Genomic DNA, 20800 nt, shown 5'->3' with positions numbered 1-20800 from the left:
GTGGGAGCGGTATTGGTTTAGATATCCGCCAGCGCCGACACCAGGATCGCCTTGATGGTGTGCATGCGGTTTTCCGCCTGTTCAAAGGCAATGTTGGCCGGGGACTCAAACACTTCTTCGGTCACTTCCACGCCATTGGCCAGGTTTGGATAACGCGCGGCGATGTCCTTGCCGACCTTGGTTTCGCTGTTGTGGAACGCCGGCAGGCAGTGCATGAATTTCACCCGTGGGTTGCCCGAGGCTTTCATCATCTTGGCGTTGACCTGGTACGGCAGCAGTTGCTCGATGCGCTCGTCCCACGCTTCCACCGGTTCGCCCATGGACACCCAGATATCGGTGTGGATGAAGTCCACGCCTTTCACCGCTTCCTTCGGGTCTTCGGTGATGGTGATGCGCGCGCCGCTTTCCTCGGCGAATGCCTGGCATTGCTTGATGAAGTCAGCATGGGGCCACAGGGCTTTAGGCGCGCCGATGCGCACGTCCATACCGAGCTTGGCGCCGATCATCAGCAGCGAGTTGCCCATGTTGTAGCGGGCGTCGCCCAGGTAGGCGTAGCTGATGTCATGCAGCGGCTTGTCGCTGTGCTCGCGCATGGTCAGGGTGTCGGCGATCATCTGGGTGGGGTGGAATTCGGCGGTCAGGCCGTTGAACACCGGCACCCCGGCGAACTTGGCCAGCTCTTCGACGATTTCCTGTTCAAAGCCACGGTATTCGATGGCATCGAACATCCGGCCGAGGACGCGGGCGGTGTCCTTCATGCTTTCCTTGTGGCCGATCTGCGACGACACCGGGTCGATGTAGGTGACGTGGGCACCCTGGTCATGGGCCGCCACTTCGAACGCGCAACGGGTGCGGGTCGAGGTTTTTTCGAAGATCAGCGCGATGTTTTTGCCCTTCAGGTGCGGACGCTCGGTGCCGGTGTATTTGGCGCGCTTGAGGTCGCGGGACAGGTCCAGCAGGTAGTGCAGCTCGCGGGTGGTGTGGTGCATCAGCGACAGCAGGCTGCGGTTGCGCATATTAAAAGCCATGGTGGATCTCCTTCTGTTTAGGTTATCCCCCTGGCCGGCGCCTTATGAGCGGCGGCCAGGGTTTGAATATCAGTAGTCGATTGGGTCGCGAATGATCGGGCAGGTCATACAGTGGCCGCCGCCACGGCCACGGCCGAGTTCACCGGCGCTGATGGTGATGACTTCCACACCGGCCTTGCGCAGCAAGGTGTTGGTGTAGGTGTTGCGGTCGTAGCCGATCACCACGCCAGGCTCCACGGCCACTACGTTGTTGCCGTCATCCCACTGCTCGCGCTCGGCGGCGAAGCTGTTGCCGCCGGTTTCCACCACACGCAGGGCCTTGAGGTTCAGGGCGGCGGCGACGGTGTCGAGGAAGTTGGTTTTTTCGCGCTGGATGTCGATGCCGCCGGGCTTGGTCTCGTCCGGGCGCAGGGTGAAGGCGACGATCTGGTTGACCACCTCCGGGAAGATCGTGACCAGGTCGCGGTCGCAGAAGCTGAACACGGTGTCGAGGTGCATCGCCGCGCGGGATTTCGGCAGGCCGGCGACGATCACACGCTCCACGGCCTTGTGCTTGAACAGGTTCAGGGCGAGTTGGCCGATGGCCTGGCGCGAGGAACGCTCGCCCATGCCGATCAACACCACGCCGTTACCAATCGGCATCACGTCGCCGCCTTCCAGGGTGGCGTTGCCGTGTTCCTGGTCAGGGTCGCCGTACCACACCTGGAAGTCCGCGTTGGTGAACTCGGGGTGGAATTTGTAGATGGCGCTGGCCAGCAGGGTTTCCTGGCGTCGCGCCGGCCAGTACATCGGGTTCAGCGTCACGCCGCCATAGATCCAGCAGGTGGTGTCGCGGGTGAACTGGGTGTTGGGCAGCGGCGGCAGGATGAAGCTTGAGTGGCCGAGGAAATCGCGGAACATCTCGATGGTCTTGCCACCGAAACTGCTCGGCAGGTCATCGGCCGACACGCCACCGATCAGGTACTCGGCGACCTTGCGCGGCTCCAGGCTGCGCAGCCACGAGCTGACCTCATTGACCAGCCCCAGGCCCACCTGGTTGGCGGTGATCTTGCGCTCCAGGATCCAGTCCAGCGCTTCGGGGATGGCGACGATGTCGGTCAGCAGGTTGTGCATTTCCAGCACATCGATGTCGCGCTCGCGCATCTTGGTCACGAAGTCGAAGTGGTCGCGCTTGGCCTGGGCTACCCACAGCACGTCATCGAACAGCAGTTCATCGCAGTTGTTTGGGGTCAGCCGCTGGTGGGCCAAACCTGGGGAGCACACCATGACTTTGCGCAGTTTGCCGGCTTCGGAATGTACGCCGTACTTCACTTTTTCCGTGGTCATTACAGATCCTCCAGTGAACAATGATTACAGGGTCAGGAAGCCGGAGTAGAGGCCATAGCCCGCCACGAGGGCGCCTATGACGACTGCGGCGAAAATCAGCTTCTCGACGTTGGTGAAAATCGGTTTGCCCAATTCATGCTTGGCCATGGCGAACAGGATCACGCCAGGGGCGTAGAGCAGGGCGGACAGCAACAGGTACTTGGTGCCACCGGCGTACAGCAGCCAGACCGCGTAGATCAACGCGATGGCGCCGATCAGCAGGTCTTTCCTGCGTTCGCCCGGGGCGCTTTCATAGGTTTCACCGCGCACCGCCAGCAGCAGTGCATAGGCCGCCGACCACAGGTAAGGCACCAGGATCATCGAGGTGGCGAGGTAGATCAGCGACAGGTAAGTGCTGGCCGAGAACAGCGTGATCACCAGGAAAATCTGCACCATGGCGTTGGTCAGCCACAGGGCGTTGGCCGGCACGTGGTTGGCGTTTTCCTTACGCAGGAACTCCGGCATGGTGTGGTCCTTGGCGGCGGCGAACATGATCTCCGCACACAGCAGCACCCACGACAGCAGCGCCCCCAGCAAGGAAATGATCAAGCCGACGCTGATCAATACCGCGCCCCAGTGACCCACCACGTGCTCCAGCACGGCGGCCATCGACGGGTTTTGCAGCTTGGCCAGTTCCGGTTGGGTCATGATCCCCAGGGACAGCACGTTCACCAGCATCAGGAACAGCAGCACGGTGATAAAACCAATCACCGTGGCCTTGCCGACGTCGGAGCGTTTTTCGGCGCGGGACGAGAAGATGCTCGCACCCTCAATGCCGATGAACACCCAGACGGTGACCAGCATCATGTTGCGCACCTGGTTCATCACGCTGCCCAGGTCCGGGTTTTTCACGCCCCAGATGTCGGCGGTGAAGATGTCCAGCTTGAACGCGAAGAGCGCGATCAACACAAACAGCACCAGCGGCACCACCTTGGCGATGGTGGTCACCAGGTTGATGAACGCGGCTTCCTTGATCCCGCGCAGTACCAGGAAGTGCACGGCCCACAGCAGCACCGACGCGCCGATCACCGCCGCCGGGGTGTTGCCTTCGCCGAAGATGGGGAAGAAGTAACCGAGGGTGCTGAACAGCAGCACGAAATAGCCGACGTTGCCCAACCAGGCACTGATCCAGTAACCCCAGGCGGATGAGAAACCCATGTAGTCGCCAAACCCGGCCTTGGCGTAGGCATAGACCCCGCCGTCGAGGTCGGGCTTGCGATTGGCCAGGGTCTGGAACACGAACGCCAGGGTCAACATGCCCACGGCGGTGATCACCCAACCAATCAGTACCGCGCCGACATCGGCGCTGGCCGCCATGTTTTGCGGCAGTGAGAAGATCCCGCCACCAATCATTGAACCCACGACAAGTGCAACCAGTGCGCCGAGTCGAAGTTTTCCGGGAGATTCAGACATCGCATGACTCCAATGCAGGAGAAGAGAGACCACAGAATAAATCCGTGCGCTAATCAAACAGCTGACTCAGATCACTTCATTGGCACATTCCATTGTGAATTAATGACTTATGATGAAAGGTACGGGCGCTCAGGTGCCTCGCAGAGGCTCGTCGTAGAGCGGTTCTGCGTTTCAAACAACAGGTTTTCTCATTAGCATGGACCTTTGAAGCTAGCCCGTATTTACAGATATGCAAACTTTTACAGCGCAGCGTTATTTAAATTATAAATTTGCCTTAACGCTGTTTATTGTCATGCCTTTAAGTTATGAAGCAGGCGCCTTTATTGGCTATATCTAATAAACGCTGCGCCGGCTTAATAAGTTAGTTGAGTGCACAGTTGTTGGCTCAATGGTTGTTTTGTTCAGGAGTGTTCATGTCCCAATCCTCGGAAAAGCTGCGCCTCAATGCCTTGATCGCCCTGGTGGTGGGCTCGATGATCGGCGGCGGGATTTTCTCGTTGCCGCAGAACATGGCGGCGCGGGCCGAGGTAGGCGCGGTGTTGATTGGCTGGGGCATTACCGCCGTGGGCATGCTGACCCTGGCCTTTGTGTTCCAGACCCTGGCCAACCGCAAGCCGGAACTGGATTCCGGCGTATACGCGTACGCCAAGGCCGGGTTTGGCGACTATATGGGTTTCTCGTCGGCCTGGGGCTACTGGATCAGTGCCTGGATGGGCAACGTCGGTTACTTCGTGTTGCTATTCAGTACCCTCGGCTACTTTTTTCCGGTGTTCGGCCAGGGCAATACCCCGGTGGCGATTGGCTGCGCATCGGTGTTGTTGTGGGCGGTGCATTTCCTGGTGATGCGCGGGATCAAGGAGGCGGCGTTCATCAACCAGATCACCACCGTGGCCAAGATCGTACCGCTGGTGATGTTTATCGTGATCGCCGCCGTGGCATTCAAGGCCGATATCTTTACCCGGGATATCTGGGGCCTGAGTAATCCGAATTTCGGCGGCGTGGTGGATCAGGTGCGCAACATGATGCTGGTCACGGTGTTTGTGTTTATCGGCATCGAGGGCGCCAGTGTCTACTCGGCGCGGGCCGAGAAACGCTCGGATGTGGGCCGGGCCACGGTCATCGGTTTCCTGGGGGTGTTGGCGCTGCTGGTATTGGTCAACCTGCTGTCGCTCGGGATCATGAGCCAGCCGGAACTGGCCAACCTGCAAAACCCGTCCCTGGCCGGGGTGCTGGAACATATCGTTGGCCCGTGGGGCGCGCTGTTGATCAGCATCGGCCTGGCGGTTTCGTTGCTGGGTGCGCTGCTGTCGTGGGCGTTGCTCTGCGCCGAAATTCTCTACGCCACCGCCCATGACAAGACCATGCCGGCGTTCCTGAAAAAGGAAAACGTCAACCAGGTGCCAGTCAATGCGTTGTGGCTGACCAATGTAATGATCCAGCTGTTCCTGGTGATCACGCTGTTTTCGGAAAGCACCTACACCACCCTGATCTACCTGGCGTCGTCGATGATCCTCGTGCCCTACCTGTGGTCGGCGGCGTATGCGGTGCTGTTGAGCGGCCGCGGTGAAACCTACGAAGGCGCCCATGGCGAACGCACCAAGGACCTGCTGGTGAGCCTGATCGCCCTGGCCTATGCGGTGTGGCTGCTCTACGCCGGTGGCCTGAAGTACTTGCTGCTGTCGGCGCTGCTGTATGCACCGGGCGTGATCCTGTTTGCCCTGGCCAAGCGCGAGCAGGGCCAACCCTTGTTTACCCATCTGGAAAAAGGCATTTTCGCCTGCGTGATCGCCGGGGCGAGCCTGGCGGCGTATGGGTTGTACAGCGGGGTATTGTCGTTGTGAGAATGCAGCTGGCGTATCAGGCGCCGTATGACTGGGCGGCGATGTCGGGCTTTTTGTCGGCACGGGCGATCAGCGGGATGGAGACGGTGGACGCAGGCGTTTACTCGCGCAGTATCAGTGTCGACGGTCAGCAGGGTTGGCTCAGTGTGTCACCGGGGGCCGGTGATTGGCTTGAAGTAACGGTGGACTTCCCCGACCCGGCTGCGTTGCCGGAGATTGAGCGGCGGTTGCGGGACATGTTTGACCTGTCGGCAGACCCGAAGCGGATCAACCGGCAATTGGCGAATGATCCCTTGATGGCGAGCTTGGTGGCGGCGCGTCCTGGCTTGCGGGTGCCGGGAACCTGGGATGGGCTGGAGTTGGCGATCCGCGCGGTGTTGGGCCAGCAGATTAGCGTGGTGGCGGCGATCAAGCTGGCGGGCAAGCTGGTGGCGCAGTACGGCACGCCGCTGGTGACGCCCCATGCCGGTGTGACCCATGTGTTTCCTTCGGCCGAGGTGCTGGCAGCCGCGGATTTGGCAACCCTCGGCATGCCGAAAAGTCGCGGGCGTACCTTGTCGGGCGTGGCCCAGGCGTTTCTGGATGACCCGCAGATTTTCCAGGCGAAGGCGAACCTGAAGGAAGGTGTGGCGCGGTTGGTCGCATTACCCGGGATTGGTGACTGGACGGCGCAGTACATCGCCATGCGCCAGATGCGCGAGCAGGATGCGTTTGCCTCGGGGGATATCGGTTTGATCAATGCGCTGGTGGCGCTGGAAGGCGGGCCGGTGAGCCCGCGCCAGTTGCTGGCGCGGGCTGAGGCCTGGCGACCGCTTAGAGCCTATGCGGCGCAGCATTTGTGGACATCACTGAGCCGCGCGGATTGATTCTGCATACCTGTGGCGAGGGAGCTTGCTCCCGCTGGGGCGCGAAGCGGCCCCATTGACCCAAAAGCTGGGGCCTGCTGCGCAGTCCAGCGGGAGCAAGCTCCCTCGCCACAGGATTTTTCGGTCACCACTGAGGGCGGTGTGAGCCCAATTCCCCTGCGGGCAAATCCCACTGCAACGGTGTCCCGCTGATGGTCACCGGGGGCAGCAAGCGGTGGGCCGGGCCCCAGGCGGTTTGCTCCACCACCAAGCCTTGATCACCCGGTTCTTCGGCCCGCAGCGGTAGTTGTTCCGGGACTTGTCCTGCGTCCACCAACAGCTTTGCCGTGCGCGCGAGGGACAACAGTGCCGAACCGCCGCGGCCGGATTTCAAGCGTTCACTCAACGCCTGGATCGCACTGGCCGCCATCAAATACCCGGTGGCGTGGTCCAGCGCCTGCAACGGCAGCGGCACCGGTTTGTCCGAGTTTTTCCACTGCCTGCCAGCCTCGGCAATCCCGGTGCTCATCTGCACCAGGCTGTCGAACCCCCGGCGATTGCGCCACGGGCCGCTCCAGCCGTAAGCGTTGAGGCTGGCGTCGATCAGGCCAGGCGCGAGGGCTTGCAGCGCGGCCTCACCGTAGCCCAACTGCTCCAAAGCATCGGCGCGGTAGCCGTGCAGCAGAATGTCGGTGTCCTTGAGCAGGTGTTCGAAGATCAGGCGGTCGTCGGGGTGTTTCAGGTCCAGGCGGGCGCAACGTTTGCCCAGGGTCATTTCCGGCACCACGCCGGGTTCGTTCCAGTCAGGGGAGTCGATGCGCAGTACATCGGCGCCGAGGCCTGCGAGAAAACGGCTGGCGGTGGGGCCGGCCAATACGCGCGTCAGGTCCAGCACCTTGATGCCCGCCAGCGGCCTTGCCACCGAGCCCAGCCAGGGTTTGTCGCTGAGGGCTGCAAAGGTCTGGCGATGGACCAGCGGTTCCTGATTGACCGCCAAGCCTTGTGGATGCACCTGCCAGTCTTGCCATGAGCGCATCTGCGCCGCACAGCCGTTCGCCTCGACAATCGCCTGTTCCAGCTCGGCAGCGGTCCATGGCGCAACCTTCGCGGCCATCGCGTCACGATCAGCGACCTGCCCGAGTACGCGCTCGGCGGCGGCACGGTGATGCGGTGCATTGGTGTGCAGGCGAATCCAGCCATCGGTGCAGGCGTAGTCGCCGGCTATCGGGTCCCACAGCGGCGGGGTGGTCCAGCCGTCGGGGCGCAGCGAGGAGGAGAACCAGAACGAGGCGAGGCGCCGGTCCACGGTCACCGAGGGCAGGCGCCCGGTTTGCTGCAACAGCAACTGGGCAACCGCCTGGCCCGCGGCACCGATGCTGGCGCTGGCCAGTTCGGTGACGGCAAAGGTCGAGGGCAGGGCGCCGGCCTCGGTAAAGGCCAGCGGGGTGACGGGTAAATCGAGTGCTTCCTGGATGGGGGTGAGCAGATCAGTCATCAAAGGCCCTCCTAATGAGAAGGACCATCATAGAAGATCATCAGGGTTGAATGACAACCCCCGGCTCCAGTGGCAGATCCACGCTGGCGATAAAGCCGCCGCCTTGATGATTGGCCAGGATCAGGCTGCCGCCATGGCGCTCTGCGGCGCGCCGCGCGATGGCCAGTCCTAGTCCGTGCCCTTGGGCGGTTTGCCCCGGGGCGCGGTAAAACGGCTCGCCGAGTTGGCTCAGGTGTTCGGCATCCACGCCGGGGCCGTGGTCGCGCACACTGATCACAATGCGTTCGCCCTGACGTCTGGCTTCCATTTCAATCGGTTGCCCGGGCGGGTTGAAGCGTTGGGCGTTGCGCAGCAGGTTATCCACCGCGCGTTCGATCATGGTCGGCCAGCCCTTGAGGTGCAGCCCGGCCTCGGCATCCAGTTGCACGGGTTGGTCCGGCGCGCCGAGCAAGGCGTCTTTTTGCAGGGTCCGGAGCAACGGGTTGAGGTCGATGTCTTCGGCGCTGGCGTTATCGGCATCGACCCGGGCGAGTACCAGGATTTCGCTGATCAGCGCTTCCAGGCGGTCGCATTCGCGGGTCAGGCGCGGCCAGAGTTTTTCCCGCGCTTCGGGCGTGGCCCGTTCTGCCAGGGCCAGGGCGATCCGCAGGCGGGCCAGGGGCGAGCGCAGTTCGTGGGACACATCCCGCAGCAACTGGCGCTGGCTGCCGATCAGGCTTTGCAGGCGGGCGCCCATGCGGTTGAAGTCGGTGGCCAGTACGCCGAATTCGTCGCGACGGTTGGCCAACCGCGCCAGGCTGTTCTGCTGATAGGTGGTCTGGCCCAGGTCGTGCACTGCGCCGCGCAGGCGGCTGAGGGGGCGAGTGATGGACAACGTCACCAACAGGCTGAACAGGGTCAGCACCACCAGCGCAATCGCCAGGGCACTCAACGGCCAGAGCAGGCTGCTGCGGTGCCAGGCGTCCAGTTCCGGGTGGGGAATGCGGTAGATCAGCAGGTAGGTGTCGCCGGTTTTTTCGCTGGTGTACTCGGCGGTCAGCCGGCGCCAGGGCAGGTGGCGGTCCTGGCTGTCGTTTTGCCGGGCTTCGAGGGCGGCGGCGCGGCGCGGGAAGGTGCCGCGCACCACAGGCTCGCCGCTTTCGTTAAGCACTTGCACGTCAATGTGGTACTGACGCTTGCGCTGCTGCAGCAGCTCCTGGGCGGCGTCTTCGCCCTGGGCCTCGTAAAGCTGCGTCCATTCCTGCGCGAGGTTATTGAGCCCAGGGTGGCGGCTGAGAATCCAGGCGTCCTGGTTGAGCATATGCCCAAGCAGGATCGACAACCCGGCAACCAGGGCGATGGCCAGCCAGAAGCTGGCAAGGACGCGCCAGAACAATGAACGCACAAGAAACCCTCAAACAGGAAAAGCCCAGCGGCGGTGGCCACTGGGCTGGGAGTGAAGCTAGATCATTATTGCGCTTTTTGCGGCTGCTGGGCTTTCCAGGCCTGGAATTCCTTCCACTCGGCGCGGCGCTCGGCTTGTTTCTTCACGATCTCGTCGAATTTCTTCTGTTGATCGGGTTTCAGCACGCCACGGATGTCGGTCTGGGTTTTCTGCTTGGCGGCCGCCATTTCGTCTTTCATGGCTTTCTGATCAGCGGCTGGCAGTTTGTCCAGGTACTTGCGCACCAACTCTTTGCGAGCGTGCCATTGCTGGCCCATCAACTTGCCGATCTGCTGGCGCTGTTCAGGGCTCAGGTCCAGCTGGCTGAAAGGGCCACCTTTGCCCCGCATGCCGTGTTCACCGCCGTGACCTGGGCCACCCATCATGTGGCCTTCAGGACCGCCCATCGGGCCTGGGCCTTCTGGCGCAGCGGCCATGGCAACGGTTGGCAGGGCAGCAGCGAACATCAAAGCGATAAGGGTCTTGCGCATGGTGATTCTCCTGTCTCTATTCCGGTGAGTCCGGATGTGAGTAGATTACGGAGATCAAGGTCAGCGGCAGTCAGGGGACGGTAAAGCTTGGGTAAAGAGGATTTTGGGCGGGGCTGACAAAACTATTGGCGACCGTAGCAACTGTCGAGCCTTGGCGAGGCTGCGAGGCAGGCGCTGCGGTCTGACACCTGTACCGAGGAGATGCTGTCGCAGCCTCGCCGAGGCTCGACAGCTGCTACGCGGGCTAGAGGCTGTAGTAATAGCCGCGGCTACGCAGCGCCACGATCCGTGGCCGGCCATCCGGGTGCGGGCCGATCTTCTTGCGCAGGTTGCTGACGTGCATGTCCAGGCTGCGGTCATACAGGGTCAGCTTGCGGCCCAGGGCGATTTGCGCCAGTTCCTGCTTGTCCAGCGGCTCGCCGGGCTGGCGCAGCAAGGCTTCCAGCAGGCGGCTTTCGGACACGGTCAGGGCAAATTCCTGTTCATCGATAGTGACCACGCCACGCACCGGGCTGAAGCACAGGTCGCCCAGCTCCAGCTGAGTGGACACGGCGGCCGGGTGGCTGCGGCGCAGCACGGCGCGCAGGCGCGCGGTCAGTTCACGAGGATCGCAGGGTTTGGCCAGGTAGTCGTCGGCGCCCAGTTCCAGGCCGAGGATCCGGTCCAGGGGTTCGCCCCTGGCCGAGAGCATCAGCACCGGCAGTTCCGGGTGGTCGCTGCGCAATTGCTTGAGCAGCTCCAGGCCGCTGCCGTCGGGCAGCATCACGTCGAGCACCACGGCCGCCGGGGCGGCTTCGGCCAATGCCTTGCGGGCGCTCAAGCCGTCATGGCAGGCGCGCACCTGGAAACCTTCCTGGCTCAACCAACTGGTCAGCAGCTCACAGAGCTCCTGGTCATCATCTATCAGTAACAGCTCGCTCATGACTCACTCAATTTAGCCATTGTCGACGGCGCCGGTGCCCGCCACTGGCGAAGATCCCGCATAACAGGGCGATCAGCGCGACTGCCCCGCCGGTCACGAACCATTGTTGTTGCTCGGTAAGCCAGCGTGGCAAGGCACTGCCCTGTGCTTCTTTGAGTTGCTGGACCAGGCGTTGGTTCTCCTGGCGCAGTTTACTCAGTTGGGTACTTTCCCGCGTGGCGTCAGCACTTTGCAATTGCTTGCTCAGCTCATCGCGCTGGCGTTCGCTTTCTTTCAAACGTTGCTGCAAATCGGTGATCTGGCTGCCGGCACTCAAGGACAGGGGCGTGGAACTGCCGGTGTTCGAGGTTTCTTCAGCGTGGGCCGTAGCCCCGATCATTAACACTGCCAACAGACACAACTGACGTAAGCGCATCGGAACTCCTGATTCCACACGAATATTCAGAACGTTGTCGGCAGGTTACCGGGAATAATGAGCGTTTAGGAGTGCGCTGAAGCCATTTGGTTCAGCGCGCAACGAATCAAGGCAGGACTTGCTTGAACGGTTTGACCAGCACCTGGGCGTACACGCCGGCCGCTACATACGGATCAGCGTCGGCCCAGGCTTGTGCCGCCGCCAGGGAGGCGAACTCGGCGACGATCAGGCTACCGATGAAACCGGCATCTCCCGGGTCGTTGCTGTCTACCGCAGGATGCGGGCCGGCCAGTACCAGGCGGCCTTCGGCTTGCAGCTGTTTCAGGCGCTCGACGTGGGCCGGGCGTACGGACAGGCGTTTTTCCAGGGAGTTGGCGACGTCGGTGGAAATGATGGCGTAGAGCATGTCAGTCCTCGGTTTTCGGCGTGGTAGGGTCGGTGTCATGCAGGTGGCGCGACAGGTAGATACCCTGGCCGACCAGGAACAGCACGGTCATGCCCAGGCTGCCGAACACCTTGAAGTCCACCCAGTAGCTCTGGAAGGTAAAGGCGACGAACAGGTTGGCGGCGCCGCAGAACAGGAAAAACACGATCCAGGCAATGTTCAGGCGGGTCCACACCGGGTCCGGCAAGGTCAGCGCGTGGCCCATGATCCGCTTGATCAGCAGGCGATCACCGATGAAGTGGCTGCCGATAAAGGCCAGGGCGAACAGCCAGTTGACCACCGGGGCTTTCCATTTAAGGAAGGTTTCGCTGTGGAAGGCCAGGGTCAGGCTGCCGAACACAAGGCAGGCGATCAGGGTCAGCCATTGGCTTTTTTCCAGCTTGCGCTGGGAGATGAAGAGCGCGCCGTAGACCACCACGGAGCTGATGATCAGCACCGCCGTGGCGCTGTAGATGCCGCCGACAGTCAGCTCGTGGCCGGCAAGATCGATAACGCGAGGGTCGGTTTTGTAAACGATGAAAAACAGCAACAGCGGGATGAAGTCGATGAATTGTTTCACAGTAAGAGCCAGAAGCTGGATGTGGCGGCATAATAACAAACATCCTTGGTAGCGAAAGCGCCAGCTGACTTGAGGTTACACACTCCCGTGAATGTTGATTTGCACTGCCATAGCACAGCCTCCGACGGCGCCCTGGCGCCCGCGGTCCTGGTTGCGCGTGCGTTTGAAAAAGGCGTGCGAGTCCTGTCGTTGACCGACCACGACACCCTCGAAGGCCTGGCAGAGGCCCGCGAGGCGGCGCATGCGTTGGGCATGCAACTGGTCAACGGGGTTGAATTGTCCTGCACCTGGGGCGGCGCAACCATCCACGTATTGGGCTACGGTTTCGACGTCAACGCGCCGCCGCTGGTGGAGGCCATCGCCAAATTGCACGATGGCCGCTGGCTGCGGTCCGAAGAAATAAGCCGCAAGCTGGCCCTCAAGGGCATGCCCAACGGCCTGGAAGGCGCCCGCGCCATCCAGCAGGAACTGGGTGACAGCGGCAACGCTCCGGCCCGCCCGCACTTTGCCGACTGGATGGTGCGTGAAGGTTTTGTAAAGGATCGCGCCGAAGCGTTCCGCAAATGGCTGGGTGCCGGCAAGCTGGGGGACGTCAAGCAACACTGGCCAACCCTGGAAGACACCGTTGGCACACTGCGGGCAGCAGGTGCCTGGGTCAGCCTGGCGCATCCGTGGCATTACGATTTCACCCGCAGCAAGCGTCGCAAGCTGATTGGCGACTATATTGGAGCGGGCGGCCACGCAATCGAAGTGGTCAACGGGCATCAACCCGCCGAGCAGGTAGGCAGCCTGGCGATTCTTGCCCGCGAATTTGGTCTGCTGGTCAGCGCCGGCAGTGATTTTCATGGCCCCGGCGGCTGGTCCGAGATTGGCGAGTACCGCGCCGTTCCGGAAGATTTGCCGCCCCTTTGGTGTCGCTTCAAACATGACCCCATTATTGCCACCGTCTGAACAGGTAGAACACGTGAGTCAATTCTTCCAGATTCATCCGGAAAACCCGCAGGCGCGCCTGATCAAACAGGCCGTGGAGATCATTCGTGCCGGTGGCGTGGTGATCTACCCCACGGATTCGTCCTACGCCATCGGTTGCCAGATCGGCGACAAGAATGCGGTCGAGCGCGTAAGACGCCTGCGTGACCTGGACAAGAACCACAACTTCGCACTGATTTGCAGCGACCTGTCCCAGCTGGGGCTGTTCGCCAAGGTCGACACCGGCACCTTCCGCCTGCTCAAGGCACACACGCCGGGGCCCTACACCTTCATCCTCAACGCCACCCGCGAAGTGCCGCGCCTGCTGCTGCACCCGAAGAAGCGCACCATCGGCCTGCGGGTGCCGGAACACCCGATCGCCCTGGCGCTGCTGGCCGAACTCGGTGAGCCGCTGATGAGTGTGTCACTGATCCTGCCGGGGGAAGAAGAGCCGTTGTACGACCCTTATGAAATGCGCCGGCTGCTGGAAAAACACGTCGACCTGATCATCGACGGCGGCTACGGCGGCAACAAGGCCTCCACCGTGATCAACCTGGCCGATGGCGAGCCGGAAGTGGTGCGTGTGGGGTGTGGCGACCCGGCACCGTTCATGGTCGAGGCCTGAATGTCGGCCGTGGAAACCGTCGACAGCCAGGCGGGCGCCCAGCAGGAACTGCCATTTGCCATGGTCTACGGCCAGGCCGTCATGGAAATGCCGCTGGACCTGTACATCCCGCCGGATGCGCTGGAAGTCTTCCTCGAAGCCTTCGAAGGTCCGCTGGACTTGCTGCTGTACCTGATCCGCAAGCAGAACATCAATATCCTCGACATCCCGGTGGCGGAAATCACCCGCCAGTACATGGGCTACGTCGAACTGATGCAGACCGTGCGCCTGGAACTGGCCGCTGAATACCTGGTGATGGCCGCGATGCTCGCGGAAATCAAGTCACGCATGCTGCTGCCGCGCTCGGAGACTATCGAGGCGGAAGAGGATGACCCCCGCGCCGAACTGATCCGCCGCTTGCAGGAGTACGAGCGCTTCAAGGCCGCGGCCGAAGGCATCGACGGTTTGAGCCGGGTCGGCCGCGATGTGGTGGTGCCCAAGCTCGACGCCCCGGAAGCCCGGGCGCGCAAGCTGCTGCCGGACGTGAGCCTGGAAGAGTTGCTGATGTCCATGGCCGAAGTACTGCGCCGTGGCGATATGTTTGAAAGCCACCAGGTCAGCCGCGAGGCACTGTCCACCCGCGAGCGCATGAGTGATGTGCTGGATCGCCTCAAGGGCGGCGGGTTTGTGCCGTTTGTCGAGCTGTTTACCAAGGAAGAAGGGCGCCTGGGGGTAGTCGTGACCTTTATGGCGATCCTTGAGCTGGTCAAGGAATCCTTGGTCGAGCTGGTCCAGAATGAGCCTTTTGCGGCTATCCACGTGCGGGCGCGAGCCGAATAAAGAGCTGAATCGATGAATCTGACTGAACCCCGCGAACTGGCTCCGCTGCTGGAAGCCTTTCTCCTGGCCTCGGGCAAGCCGCAATCCCTGGAGCGCCTGTTCGAACTGTTTGAAGAAGCCGAGCGCCCTGAGCCGCCGGTGTTCAAGAAGGCCCTGGAGATTCTGCGCAAGTCCTGCGACGGCCGTGCCTTCGAGCTGCGGGAAGTGGCTTCCGGGTATCGCCTGCAAATTCGCGAGAAGTTTTCGCCGTGGGTCGGCCGCCTGTGGGAAGAACGCCCGCAGCGCTATTCCCGCGCGATGCTGGAAACCATGGCGCTGATCGCCTATCGCCAGCCGATCACCCGGGGCGAGATCGAAGACGTGCGCGGCGTCGCGGTCAACAGCCATATCGTCAAGACGTTGCTGGAGCGGGAGTGGATCAGGATCGTTGGCTACCGCGACGTGCCCGGCAAGCCGGCGATGTTTGCCACTACCAAGGTGTTCCTCGACCACTTCAACCTGAAAAACCTCGACGACTTGCCGCCGCTGGCCGAGCTGCGGGAGATGGAGCCGGACCCGGTCCTGGATTTCGACGACGCACCGGTGCCCGCCGGGTTGCAGGAGCTGGCCGACGCCAGCGCCGAGCCGGAAGAGCCGAAGGACGAAACCAGTTTCCACACATTGTTGCTGGAACTGGATGACATGGAGCAGGGCATCAAGACCGACTTCGATGACTTGCTGCGTGATGGTGCGGTCAGTGACGGTGAGCAGGAGCCTGCGTTGCAACTGAACGTTGAGGTTGAGCTGCCAGTCGAAGTTGAACCCGAGCCGGAGGAAGATATCCTCGGTGTGGCCGAAGCCCGCGCCAAACTCCTGGCCGCCGTAGCCGCTCTCGAACAGCCCGAACTGAGCGACGAAGAGGCCGAAGCCCAGGCACTGGCCGAAGCCATCGAAAACGAACGCCGCCAATTCGAAGACTGACGCCGCTTCAAAATGTGGGAGCTGGCTTGCCTGCGATGCAGGCGACTCGGTCTTTCTGCTACACCGAGGTGATGCCATCGCAGGCAAGCCAGCTCCCACAGAAAACCAGTGCCTGGGAGGATTTCAATGAGCTCCACCAAAGACCCCTGCATCAGCATTTGCAAATTCACCGATGACATCTGCGTGGGCTGCGGGCGCAGCAAGCGCGAGATCCGTGCCTGGAAGAAACTCGACAAGGTCGACAAGCGCACGGTACTCGCCGAAGCCGAGCTGCGCCTGCTGGCGCTGGGTGCCACCGGTCGGCGGAAAGGCAAATGAGCCCGCACTTATCGACTAGTCTCTGATGCGCAACGCGCGCCATGAGCGTATGATTCGCGACCCTTTGGCGATGCGTTCGCCAAAAGCCCAGCTTTTACTATCTTCAGGCCAAGCCTGAATCGACACACCGGGAGGTGCTTAAGATGAGTGACCAAGACCAGAACGACACCCAGGAAATCGGCCCCGCAGGCGAAAAACTGCAGAAAGTCCTCGCCCGTATCGGCGTAGGCTCGCGCCGCGACGTAGAAGCCTGGATCACCCAGAAGCGCATCAAGGTCAACGGCGTTGAAGCCACCCTTGGCCAGCGCGTCGACCTGCACGATGCCATCACCATTGATGGCAAGGTCATCAAGCGTGAAGAGGCCGCCGAATCGGTGCGCCGCGTCATCATGTACAACAAGCCTGATGGCGAAATCTGCACCCGTGACGACCCGGAAGGCCGTCCAACAGTATTCGACAAGATGCCGCGCCCCAAAGAAGGCCGCTGGATCAACATCGGTCGTCTCGACATCAACACCACCGGCTTGCTGATGTTCACCACCGACGGTGAGCTGGCCAACCGCCTGATGCACCCTTCCTACGAGATGGACCGTGAATACGCGGTACGTGTGCGTGGTGAAGTCGATGACGAAATGATCGAGCGCTTGAAAGCCGGCGTCGTGCTGGAAGACGGCCCGGCCAGGTTCACCGACATCAAGCAGGCGCCGGGCGGCGAAGGCTTCAACCATTGGTACCACTGCGTGGTGATGGAAGGCCGTAACCGTGAAGTACGTCGCCTGTGGGAATCCCAGGGCCTGGTGGTCAGCCGCCTGAAGCGCGTGCGTTTCGGCCCGGTGTTCCTCAACTCCGACCTGCCGATGGGCCGCTGGCGCGAAATGAGCCAGTACGAAGTCGATATCCTCAGTGCCGAAGTCGGCCTGACGCCGGTGGCCATGCCGCAGATGAACGCCAAGAGCAAAGACAAGCTTGAGCGTATGCAGCGTAAATCGTCGCGTCCGGTGGCGCGTACCGACCGTGTTGCCCGCACCCTGCGCCCTGCGCTGGATGCACCGGCCACGGGCGGCCGCATCTCCCGCGAGCCGCACATCGAAGGCGAGCGTCGCCCTTCGGCACCGCCCCGTCAGGATGGCGAACGTGCGCCGCGCGCACCGCGTCCAGCGGGTCGTGGTGATGCACCTGCCGGCGGTCGCGGTAACCGTGGCGAGTCTGGTCGTGGTGCTCCGGCTGCCGGCCGTCCCGACGACAGCGCCAGCACCAAACGCCCAGCCAAGCCATCGCCGAAAAAGCGCCCGGGCCTGAAGCTGGTCGATGACGCGCCATCGGGCAAGCGTCGTGGTGCACCGGCCGGTTCCGGCCAGCGTCCAGGTTTTGGTCGCAAGAAGCCGCAGTGATTCGTTAAGCGCTGCATAAAAACGCCAACCCTCGGGTTGGCGTTTTTTTTGGGCCTGGATTTGGAACCTGCTCTATGAGCAAAGCAGGTCCATTGTGGGAGCGGGCTTGCTCGCGAATGCGGTGGGTCAGTCACTGGATGTATCAACTGATACACCGCATTCGCGAGCAAGCCCGCTCCCACAGTTGATCTCCATTGTTTTGGCGGGCGTGTCAGAACATGAAAGCCCCATCGAACACGGGTTTATCGTCGAGGGCCAACACGCCGCTGGCGAAGATCAGGTCAAGGTGGTGGCTGCCTTTCTGCCCGCCACCCAATCCCAGGTGCAGCCCGCAATGACGCTCTTCAAAGCCGGCGTTGCGCGCATACAAATCCTTCACGCCTTCATTGGTGCCAATGCCCAGTTCTTCCACCCGGCGATTGGACGGGTTGGCATTCAGGTATTTGTTGAAGTCATCCGCCAGCCCCGGCACTTCGCTGGCCACGGTGCAGATGGTCGAGTTCTCGATCCACAGTTCCAGCGGTGATTGCAGCACGCCGTATTTGCGCGCAAAGGGAATGGTGCTGAGGAAGGTGCCGACAAACCGCACCTGGCCGTTGATGGCCTCGCTGTGGGTCGCGATCTCGCCGGGCGCCAGGTCGTGGTTGCCGATGCCGTTGATATTGGTCCACTTCTTGATGCTGCTCATGGGTGCTTCAAGGCGCGAGCCATGCTGGTCGCTGAAGCTCAGTACGCGGGCCTGGGACATGCGCCGGATCAAGGTGGCGTTGAGGTCGGCAATCCGCTGTGGGGCGACGCTGAAGGTGTCGTAGAAATAGTCGCCGTAGTCCTTGAGCAGCAGGGATTTTTTCCAGTGCTCGGCCATCACGCCTTGCAGGGCACGGATAAAGTCCGGGCCTTCGGCGCGTGGGTTGGGCAGGGTCGAGGAATCGTAGAGGAACATGTACAGGTCGCAGCCTTCGATGGCCTTGGCCAGTGTTTCGCTGGGGGCCTGGTCCAGGCGTTGTACCTGGAAGTCGAAACGCGCGGCGCTGCCCTGGATGATCGACTGGGTGATGGCGTCGTAGCGTTCGGTATGGCCAAGCAAAATGGTGGGGCGGTGCAGGCCGGCGAGGGCCGGGTGATGGGCGAGGTAATACAGAAAATGTTCGACGGCGCGGGCCTTGTCCATGACGTCCTTCCTTCAAAGCCTTCGGTAGGAGCAGTGGCAGGTGCGGCGTCCCGCACCTGCCGGGGTGCCTGATCAGATTAGAAAGGCCACATCGCGGTGCCGAACGGCACGACGGCATCGGCTTGCATCATTTCAACGGCGGCCTCATGGGTCGGCGCTTCAAACCAATCGTCGAGTTGCAGTTCGGTTTCCAGGTCATTTTCCAGTGCTTGCATGGTGAATCTCCTAGATGACGTTGTTTGAGAACGAGCTTGCCAGCTTGCTGCGCTGGGCAAGTGGATGAACCTAGAAGAGAGTGTTTGGGATTGCAAAATTTTTATTGACACGGTTCCATTTGGATTTTTTATTCCGTTTTGATGGCGATTTGGTTTATGTCGATGAAACAGAGTGTTGGCTGCATCGTTTTGTAGGAATAGTCCTTTCGTCAACTTCTCGTTATCTGAAAGAATTTTCCTAATGTCCCTCCTATCTGCCGCACCGCATCCTGTCAGCCCAGACAGGTTTGGCGGTGTACAATGCGCCGCGTTTTACTGTGATCCCACTCTCTCAGGGCTATCCGCCTTGTTCATTCCGCCTGGCCACAAGCCCGTCGGGTTCGATTTCGTCACAGATAAAAACAACAGGTGACGTATGACCGTAAGAAAAAACGCTGGACCGGGGTTTGATCGGCGCTGCTGTAGCCCGTTACCAAAGCAGCACCCCTCCATGAGCACCCTCAAACCTTGCGTGAGACCCTTTCCATGAGTGAAGCCAACTCGCATTCAGGCGAACTGAAGCGCGGCCTGAAAAATCGCCATATCCAACTGATCGCCCTCGGTGGCGCGATTGGCACCGGGTTATTCCTGGGTTCGGCCGGCGTGCTGAAATCCGCCGGGCCGTCGATGATCCTCGGGTATGCCATCTGCGGCTTTATCGCCTTCATGATCATGCGCCAGCTGGGCGAGATGATCGTCGAAGAGCCGGTGGCCGGTTCCTTCAGCCACTTTGCCCACAAGTATTGGGGCGGTTTCGCCGGCTTCCTTTCGGGCTGGAACTGCTGGATTTTGTACATCCTGGTGGGCATGTCGGAGCTGACGGCGGTTGGCAAATATGTGCACTACTGGTGGCCCGAAATCCCGACCTGGGTGTCGGCGGCGGCGTTTTTTGTGCTGATCAATGTGATCAATCTTTCCAACGTCAAAGTCTTCGGCGAGGCCGAGTTCTGGTTTGCGATCATCAAGGTGGTCGCCATTGTCGGCATGATCGCCCTGGGCAGTTACCTGTTGGTGAGTGGCACCGGCGGGCCACAAGCCTCGGTGACCAACCTGTGGGAGCACGGCGGGTTCTTTCCCCATGGCGTGGGTGGTTTGGTGATGGCCATGGCGATCATCATGTTCTCGTTTGGCGGCCTGGAGATGCTCGGGTTTACTGCGGCTGAGGCGGACAAGCCACGCACGGTGATTCCGAAGGCGATCAACCAGGTGATCTACCGGATCCTGATTTTCTACATCGGCGCGTTGGTGGTGCTGTTGTCGTTGACGCCTTGGGACAGCTTGCTGGAGACCCTGAATGCCTCCGGGGACGCCTATAGCGGCAGTCCGTTTGTGCAGGTGTTTTCGATGTTGGGCAGCAATACCGCGGCGCATATTCTCAACTTTGTGGTGCTGACGGCGGCGTTGTCGGTCTACAACAGCGGCACTTACTGCAATAGTCGGATGCTGTTGGGGATGGCCGAGCAGGGTGATGCGCCGCGGGCATTGGCGAAGATCGACAAGCGCGGGGTGCCGGTGCGGTCGATCCTGGCGTCGGCGGCGATTACGCTGGTGGCGGTGTTGATGAATTACCTGATTCCGCAGCATGCGCTGGAGTTGTTGATGTCGCTGGTGGTGGCGACCCTGGTGATCAACTGGGCGATGATCAGTTTTTCGCATTTCAAGTTTAGGCAGCATATGGATCGGACGGGGCAGGTGCCGTTGTTCAAGGCGCTTTGGTATCCGTATGGGAATTATGTTTGCCTGGCGTTTGTGGTGTTTATTCTTGGGGTGATGCTGCTGATTCCGGGGATTCAGGTGTCGGTGTATGCGATTCCGGTTTGGGTGGTGTTTATGTGGATTTGCTACGGCATCAAGAACAGGCGCAAGGCTCGGGAGGGGGTGGTGTTGAGTCGGGGTTGATCTCGGGTACATATCCGTTGCTGCGGTAACGGCGACTTATGGTTCCGCTCTTACAGCGGGTCACTTTTGGCAAACGCCCCAAAAGTAACCAAAAGGTCTTTGCCCCACCACTCGGTGCCTCGCCTAGGCTCGGCATGCCCGCACTCCGGCAC

Annotated in this window: 21 protein-coding genes; 9 read left to right on the top strand and 12 right to left on the bottom strand. The window is 61.3% G+C overall.

Features of this window, described 5'->3' with window-relative positions; translation table 11 throughout:
- Positions 1–17: 17 nt before the first annotated feature.
- From HX811_RS08190 to arcD (HX811_RS08180), 3 genes are all read right to left on the bottom strand, one after another.
- The gene (locus HX811_RS08190) at positions 18–1028 is read right to left on the bottom strand and encodes an ornithine carbamoyltransferase (RefSeq protein ID WP_003220053.1); all 1011 of its coding nucleotides are present in this window, start codon (positions 1026–1028) and stop codon (positions 18–20) included.
- A gap of 69 nt (positions 1029–1097) precedes the next feature.
- Complete coding sequence (arcA, locus tag HX811_RS08185; RefSeq protein WP_003220054.1) at positions 1098–2354, bottom strand: arginine deiminase; 1257 nt, start codon at positions 2352–2354, stop codon at positions 1098–1100.
- A gap of 24 nt (positions 2355–2378) precedes the next feature.
- On the bottom strand, positions 2379–3806 hold the full coding sequence (gene arcD / locus HX811_RS08180; RefSeq protein WP_003220056.1) for an arginine-ornithine antiporter: 1428 nt from the start codon (positions 3804–3806) through the stop codon (positions 2379–2381).
- A 413-nt stretch (positions 3807–4219) separates the two neighbouring features.
- On the opposite strand from arcD (HX811_RS08180), the gene arcD (HX811_RS08175) reads away from it, so the two are divergent.
- A complete protein-coding gene (gene arcD, locus HX811_RS08175; protein ID WP_003220058.1) occupies positions 4220–5647 on the top strand; it encodes an arginine-ornithine antiporter in 1428 nt (475 codons plus the stop codon).
- A gap of 2 nt (positions 5648–5649) precedes the next feature.
- Positions 5650–6513: a DNA-3-methyladenine glycosylase gene (locus tag HX811_RS08170; RefSeq protein WP_177045514.1), complete on the top strand. Its 864-nt coding sequence runs from the start codon at positions 5650–5652 to the stop codon at positions 6511–6513.
- A 124-nt stretch (positions 6514–6637) separates the two neighbouring features.
- Here the strand turns inward: HX811_RS08170 and HX811_RS08165 are convergent, their stop codons facing one another.
- From HX811_RS08165 to HX811_RS08135, 7 genes are all read right to left on the bottom strand, one after another.
- Complete coding sequence (locus tag HX811_RS08165; RefSeq protein WP_177045510.1) at positions 6638–7987, bottom strand: CoA transferase; 1350 nt, start codon at positions 7985–7987, stop codon at positions 6638–6640.
- 40 nt (positions 7988–8027) lie between these two features.
- Positions 8028–9371, bottom strand: coding sequence for a cell wall metabolism sensor histidine kinase WalK (locus HX811_RS08160; RefSeq protein WP_003220063.1), 1344 nt, complete (start codon positions 9369–9371; stop codon positions 8028–8030).
- 65 nt (positions 9372–9436) lie between these two features.
- A complete protein-coding gene (locus HX811_RS08155) occupies positions 9437–9901 on the bottom strand; it encodes a Spy/CpxP family protein refolding chaperone (RefSeq protein WP_003220064.1) in 465 nt (154 codons plus the stop codon).
- Between the two features lie 244 nt (positions 9902–10145).
- The gene (locus HX811_RS08150; protein ID WP_003220065.1) at positions 10146–10823 is read right to left on the bottom strand and encodes a response regulator transcription factor; all 678 of its coding nucleotides are present in this window, start codon (positions 10821–10823) and stop codon (positions 10146–10148) included.
- 7 nt (positions 10824–10830) lie between these two features.
- Positions 10831–11238, bottom strand: a complete 408-nt coding sequence (locus HX811_RS08145) for a hypothetical protein (protein ID WP_003220067.1) — start codon at positions 11236–11238, stop codon at positions 10831–10833.
- A 106-nt stretch (positions 11239–11344) separates the two neighbouring features.
- The gene (locus tag HX811_RS08140) at positions 11345–11644 is read right to left on the bottom strand and encodes a YciI family protein (RefSeq protein WP_087692655.1); all 300 of its coding nucleotides are present in this window, start codon (positions 11642–11644) and stop codon (positions 11345–11347) included.
- Between the two features lies 1 nt (position 11645).
- The gene (locus tag HX811_RS08135) at positions 11646–12242 is read right to left on the bottom strand and encodes a septation protein A (RefSeq protein WP_177045508.1); all 597 of its coding nucleotides are present in this window, start codon (positions 12240–12242) and stop codon (positions 11646–11648) included.
- Between the two features lie 87 nt (positions 12243–12329).
- On the opposite strand from HX811_RS08135, the gene HX811_RS08130 reads away from it, so the two are divergent.
- The 6 genes from HX811_RS08130 to rluB all read left to right on the top strand — a co-directional run bounded on the left by HX811_RS08130 (position 12330) and on the right by rluB (position 17324).
- Positions 12330–13193, top strand: coding sequence for a PHP domain-containing protein (locus tag HX811_RS08130; protein WP_003220073.1), 864 nt, complete (start codon positions 12330–12332; stop codon positions 13191–13193).
- Between the two features lie 13 nt (positions 13194–13206).
- Entirely contained in the window at positions 13207–13836 is a 630-nt protein-coding gene (locus HX811_RS08125) for an L-threonylcarbamoyladenylate synthase (RefSeq protein ID WP_003220075.1), read from the top strand.
- 120 nt (positions 13837–13956) lie between these two features.
- Positions 13957–14655: a ScpA family protein gene (locus HX811_RS08120; protein WP_173406103.1), complete on the top strand. Its 699-nt coding sequence runs from the start codon at positions 13957–13959 to the stop codon at positions 14653–14655.
- A gap of 12 nt (positions 14656–14667) precedes the next feature.
- A complete protein-coding gene (scpB, locus tag HX811_RS08115) occupies positions 14668–15615 on the top strand; it encodes an SMC-Scp complex subunit ScpB (RefSeq protein WP_177045506.1) in 948 nt (315 codons plus the stop codon).
- Positions 15616–15741: 126 nt separating this feature from the next.
- Positions 15742–15933: a DUF1289 domain-containing protein gene (locus tag HX811_RS08110; RefSeq protein ID WP_003220079.1), complete on the top strand. Its 192-nt coding sequence runs from the start codon at positions 15742–15744 to the stop codon at positions 15931–15933.
- 143 nt (positions 15934–16076) lie between these two features.
- The gene (gene rluB, locus HX811_RS08105) at positions 16077–17324 is read left to right on the top strand and encodes a 23S rRNA pseudouridine(2605) synthase RluB (RefSeq protein WP_177045504.1); all 1248 of its coding nucleotides are present in this window, start codon (positions 16077–16079) and stop codon (positions 17322–17324) included.
- 211 nt (positions 17325–17535) lie between these two features.
- Here the strand turns inward: rluB and HX811_RS08100 are convergent, their stop codons facing one another.
- A complete protein-coding gene (locus HX811_RS08100; RefSeq protein WP_177045502.1) occupies positions 17536–18495 on the bottom strand; it encodes a leucyl aminopeptidase in 960 nt (319 codons plus the stop codon).
- 77 nt (positions 18496–18572) lie between these two features.
- The gene (locus HX811_RS08095) at positions 18573–18710 is read right to left on the bottom strand and encodes a hypothetical protein (RefSeq protein WP_003175756.1); all 138 of its coding nucleotides are present in this window, start codon (positions 18708–18710) and stop codon (positions 18573–18575) included.
- A 525-nt stretch (positions 18711–19235) separates the two neighbouring features.
- Here HX811_RS08095 and HX811_RS08090 point away from each other — a divergent pair.
- Positions 19236–20648 carry an amino acid permease gene (locus tag HX811_RS08090; protein ID WP_177045500.1) on the top strand — a complete coding sequence of 471 codons (1413 nt, stop codon included), beginning with the start codon at positions 19236–19238 and terminating at the stop codon, positions 20646–20648.
- Positions 20649–20800: the final 152 nt, after the last annotated feature.

Origin of the sequence: Pseudomonas sp. F8002 (assembly GCF_013385495.1) — a bacterium.
Lineage (GTDB): Bacteria > Pseudomonadota > Gammaproteobacteria > Pseudomonadales > Pseudomonadaceae > Aquipseudomonas.
This window is presented reverse-complemented; position numbering and strand designations above follow the sequence as displayed.

Bases quoted from the DNA above. Each gene is read 5' to 3' on its own strand.
- HX811_RS08100 (WP_177045502.1), bottom strand. From the start codon at position 18,495: ATGGACAAGGCCCGCGCCGTCGAACATTTTCTGTATTACCTCGCCCAT.
- HX811_RS08145 (WP_003220067.1), bottom strand. From the start codon at position 11,238: ATGCGCTTACGTCAGTTGTGTCTGTTGGCAGTGTTAATGATCGGGGCT.
- arcD (WP_003220058.1), top strand. From the start codon at position 4,220: ATGTCCCAATCCTCGGAAAAGCTGCGCCTCAATGCCTTGATCGCCCTG.
- HX811_RS08095 (WP_003175756.1), bottom strand. From the start codon at position 18,710: ATGCAAGCACTGGAAAATGACCTGGAAACCGAACTGCAACTCGACGAT.
- scpB (WP_177045506.1), top strand. From the start codon at position 14,668: ATGAATCTGACTGAACCCCGCGAACTGGCTCCGCTGCTGGAAGCCTTT.
- HX811_RS08165 (WP_177045510.1), bottom strand. From the start codon at position 7,987: ATGACTGATCTGCTCACCCCCATCCAGGAAGCACTCGATTTACCCGTC.
- HX811_RS08155 (WP_003220064.1), bottom strand. From the start codon at position 9,901: ATGCGCAAGACCCTTATCGCTTTGATGTTCGCTGCTGCCCTGCCAACC.
- HX811_RS08140 (WP_087692655.1), bottom strand. From the start codon at position 11,644: ATGCTCTACGCCATCATTTCCACCGACGTCGCCAACTCCCTGGAAAAA.
- HX811_RS08110 (WP_003220079.1), top strand. From the start codon at position 15,742: ATGAGCTCCACCAAAGACCCCTGCATCAGCATTTGCAAATTCACCGAT.
- HX811_RS08090 (WP_177045500.1), top strand. From the start codon at position 19,236: ATGAGTGAAGCCAACTCGCATTCAGGCGAACTGAAGCGCGGCCTGAAA.
- HX811_RS08150 (WP_003220065.1), bottom strand. From the start codon at position 10,823: ATGAGCGAGCTGTTACTGATAGATGATGACCAGGAGCTCTGTGAGCTG.
- HX811_RS08190 (WP_003220053.1), bottom strand. From the start codon at position 1,028: ATGGCTTTTAATATGCGCAACCGCAGCCTGCTGTCGCTGATGCACCAC.
- rluB (WP_177045504.1), top strand. From the start codon at position 16,077: ATGAGTGACCAAGACCAGAACGACACCCAGGAAATCGGCCCCGCAGGC.
- arcA (WP_003220054.1), bottom strand. From the start codon at position 2,354: ATGACCACGGAAAAAGTGAAGTACGGCGTACATTCCGAAGCCGGCAAA.
- arcD (WP_003220056.1), bottom strand. From the start codon at position 3,806: ATGTCTGAATCTCCCGGAAAACTTCGACTCGGCGCACTGGTTGCACTT.
- HX811_RS08170 (WP_177045514.1), top strand. From the start codon at position 5,650: ATGCAGCTGGCGTATCAGGCGCCGTATGACTGGGCGGCGATGTCGGGC.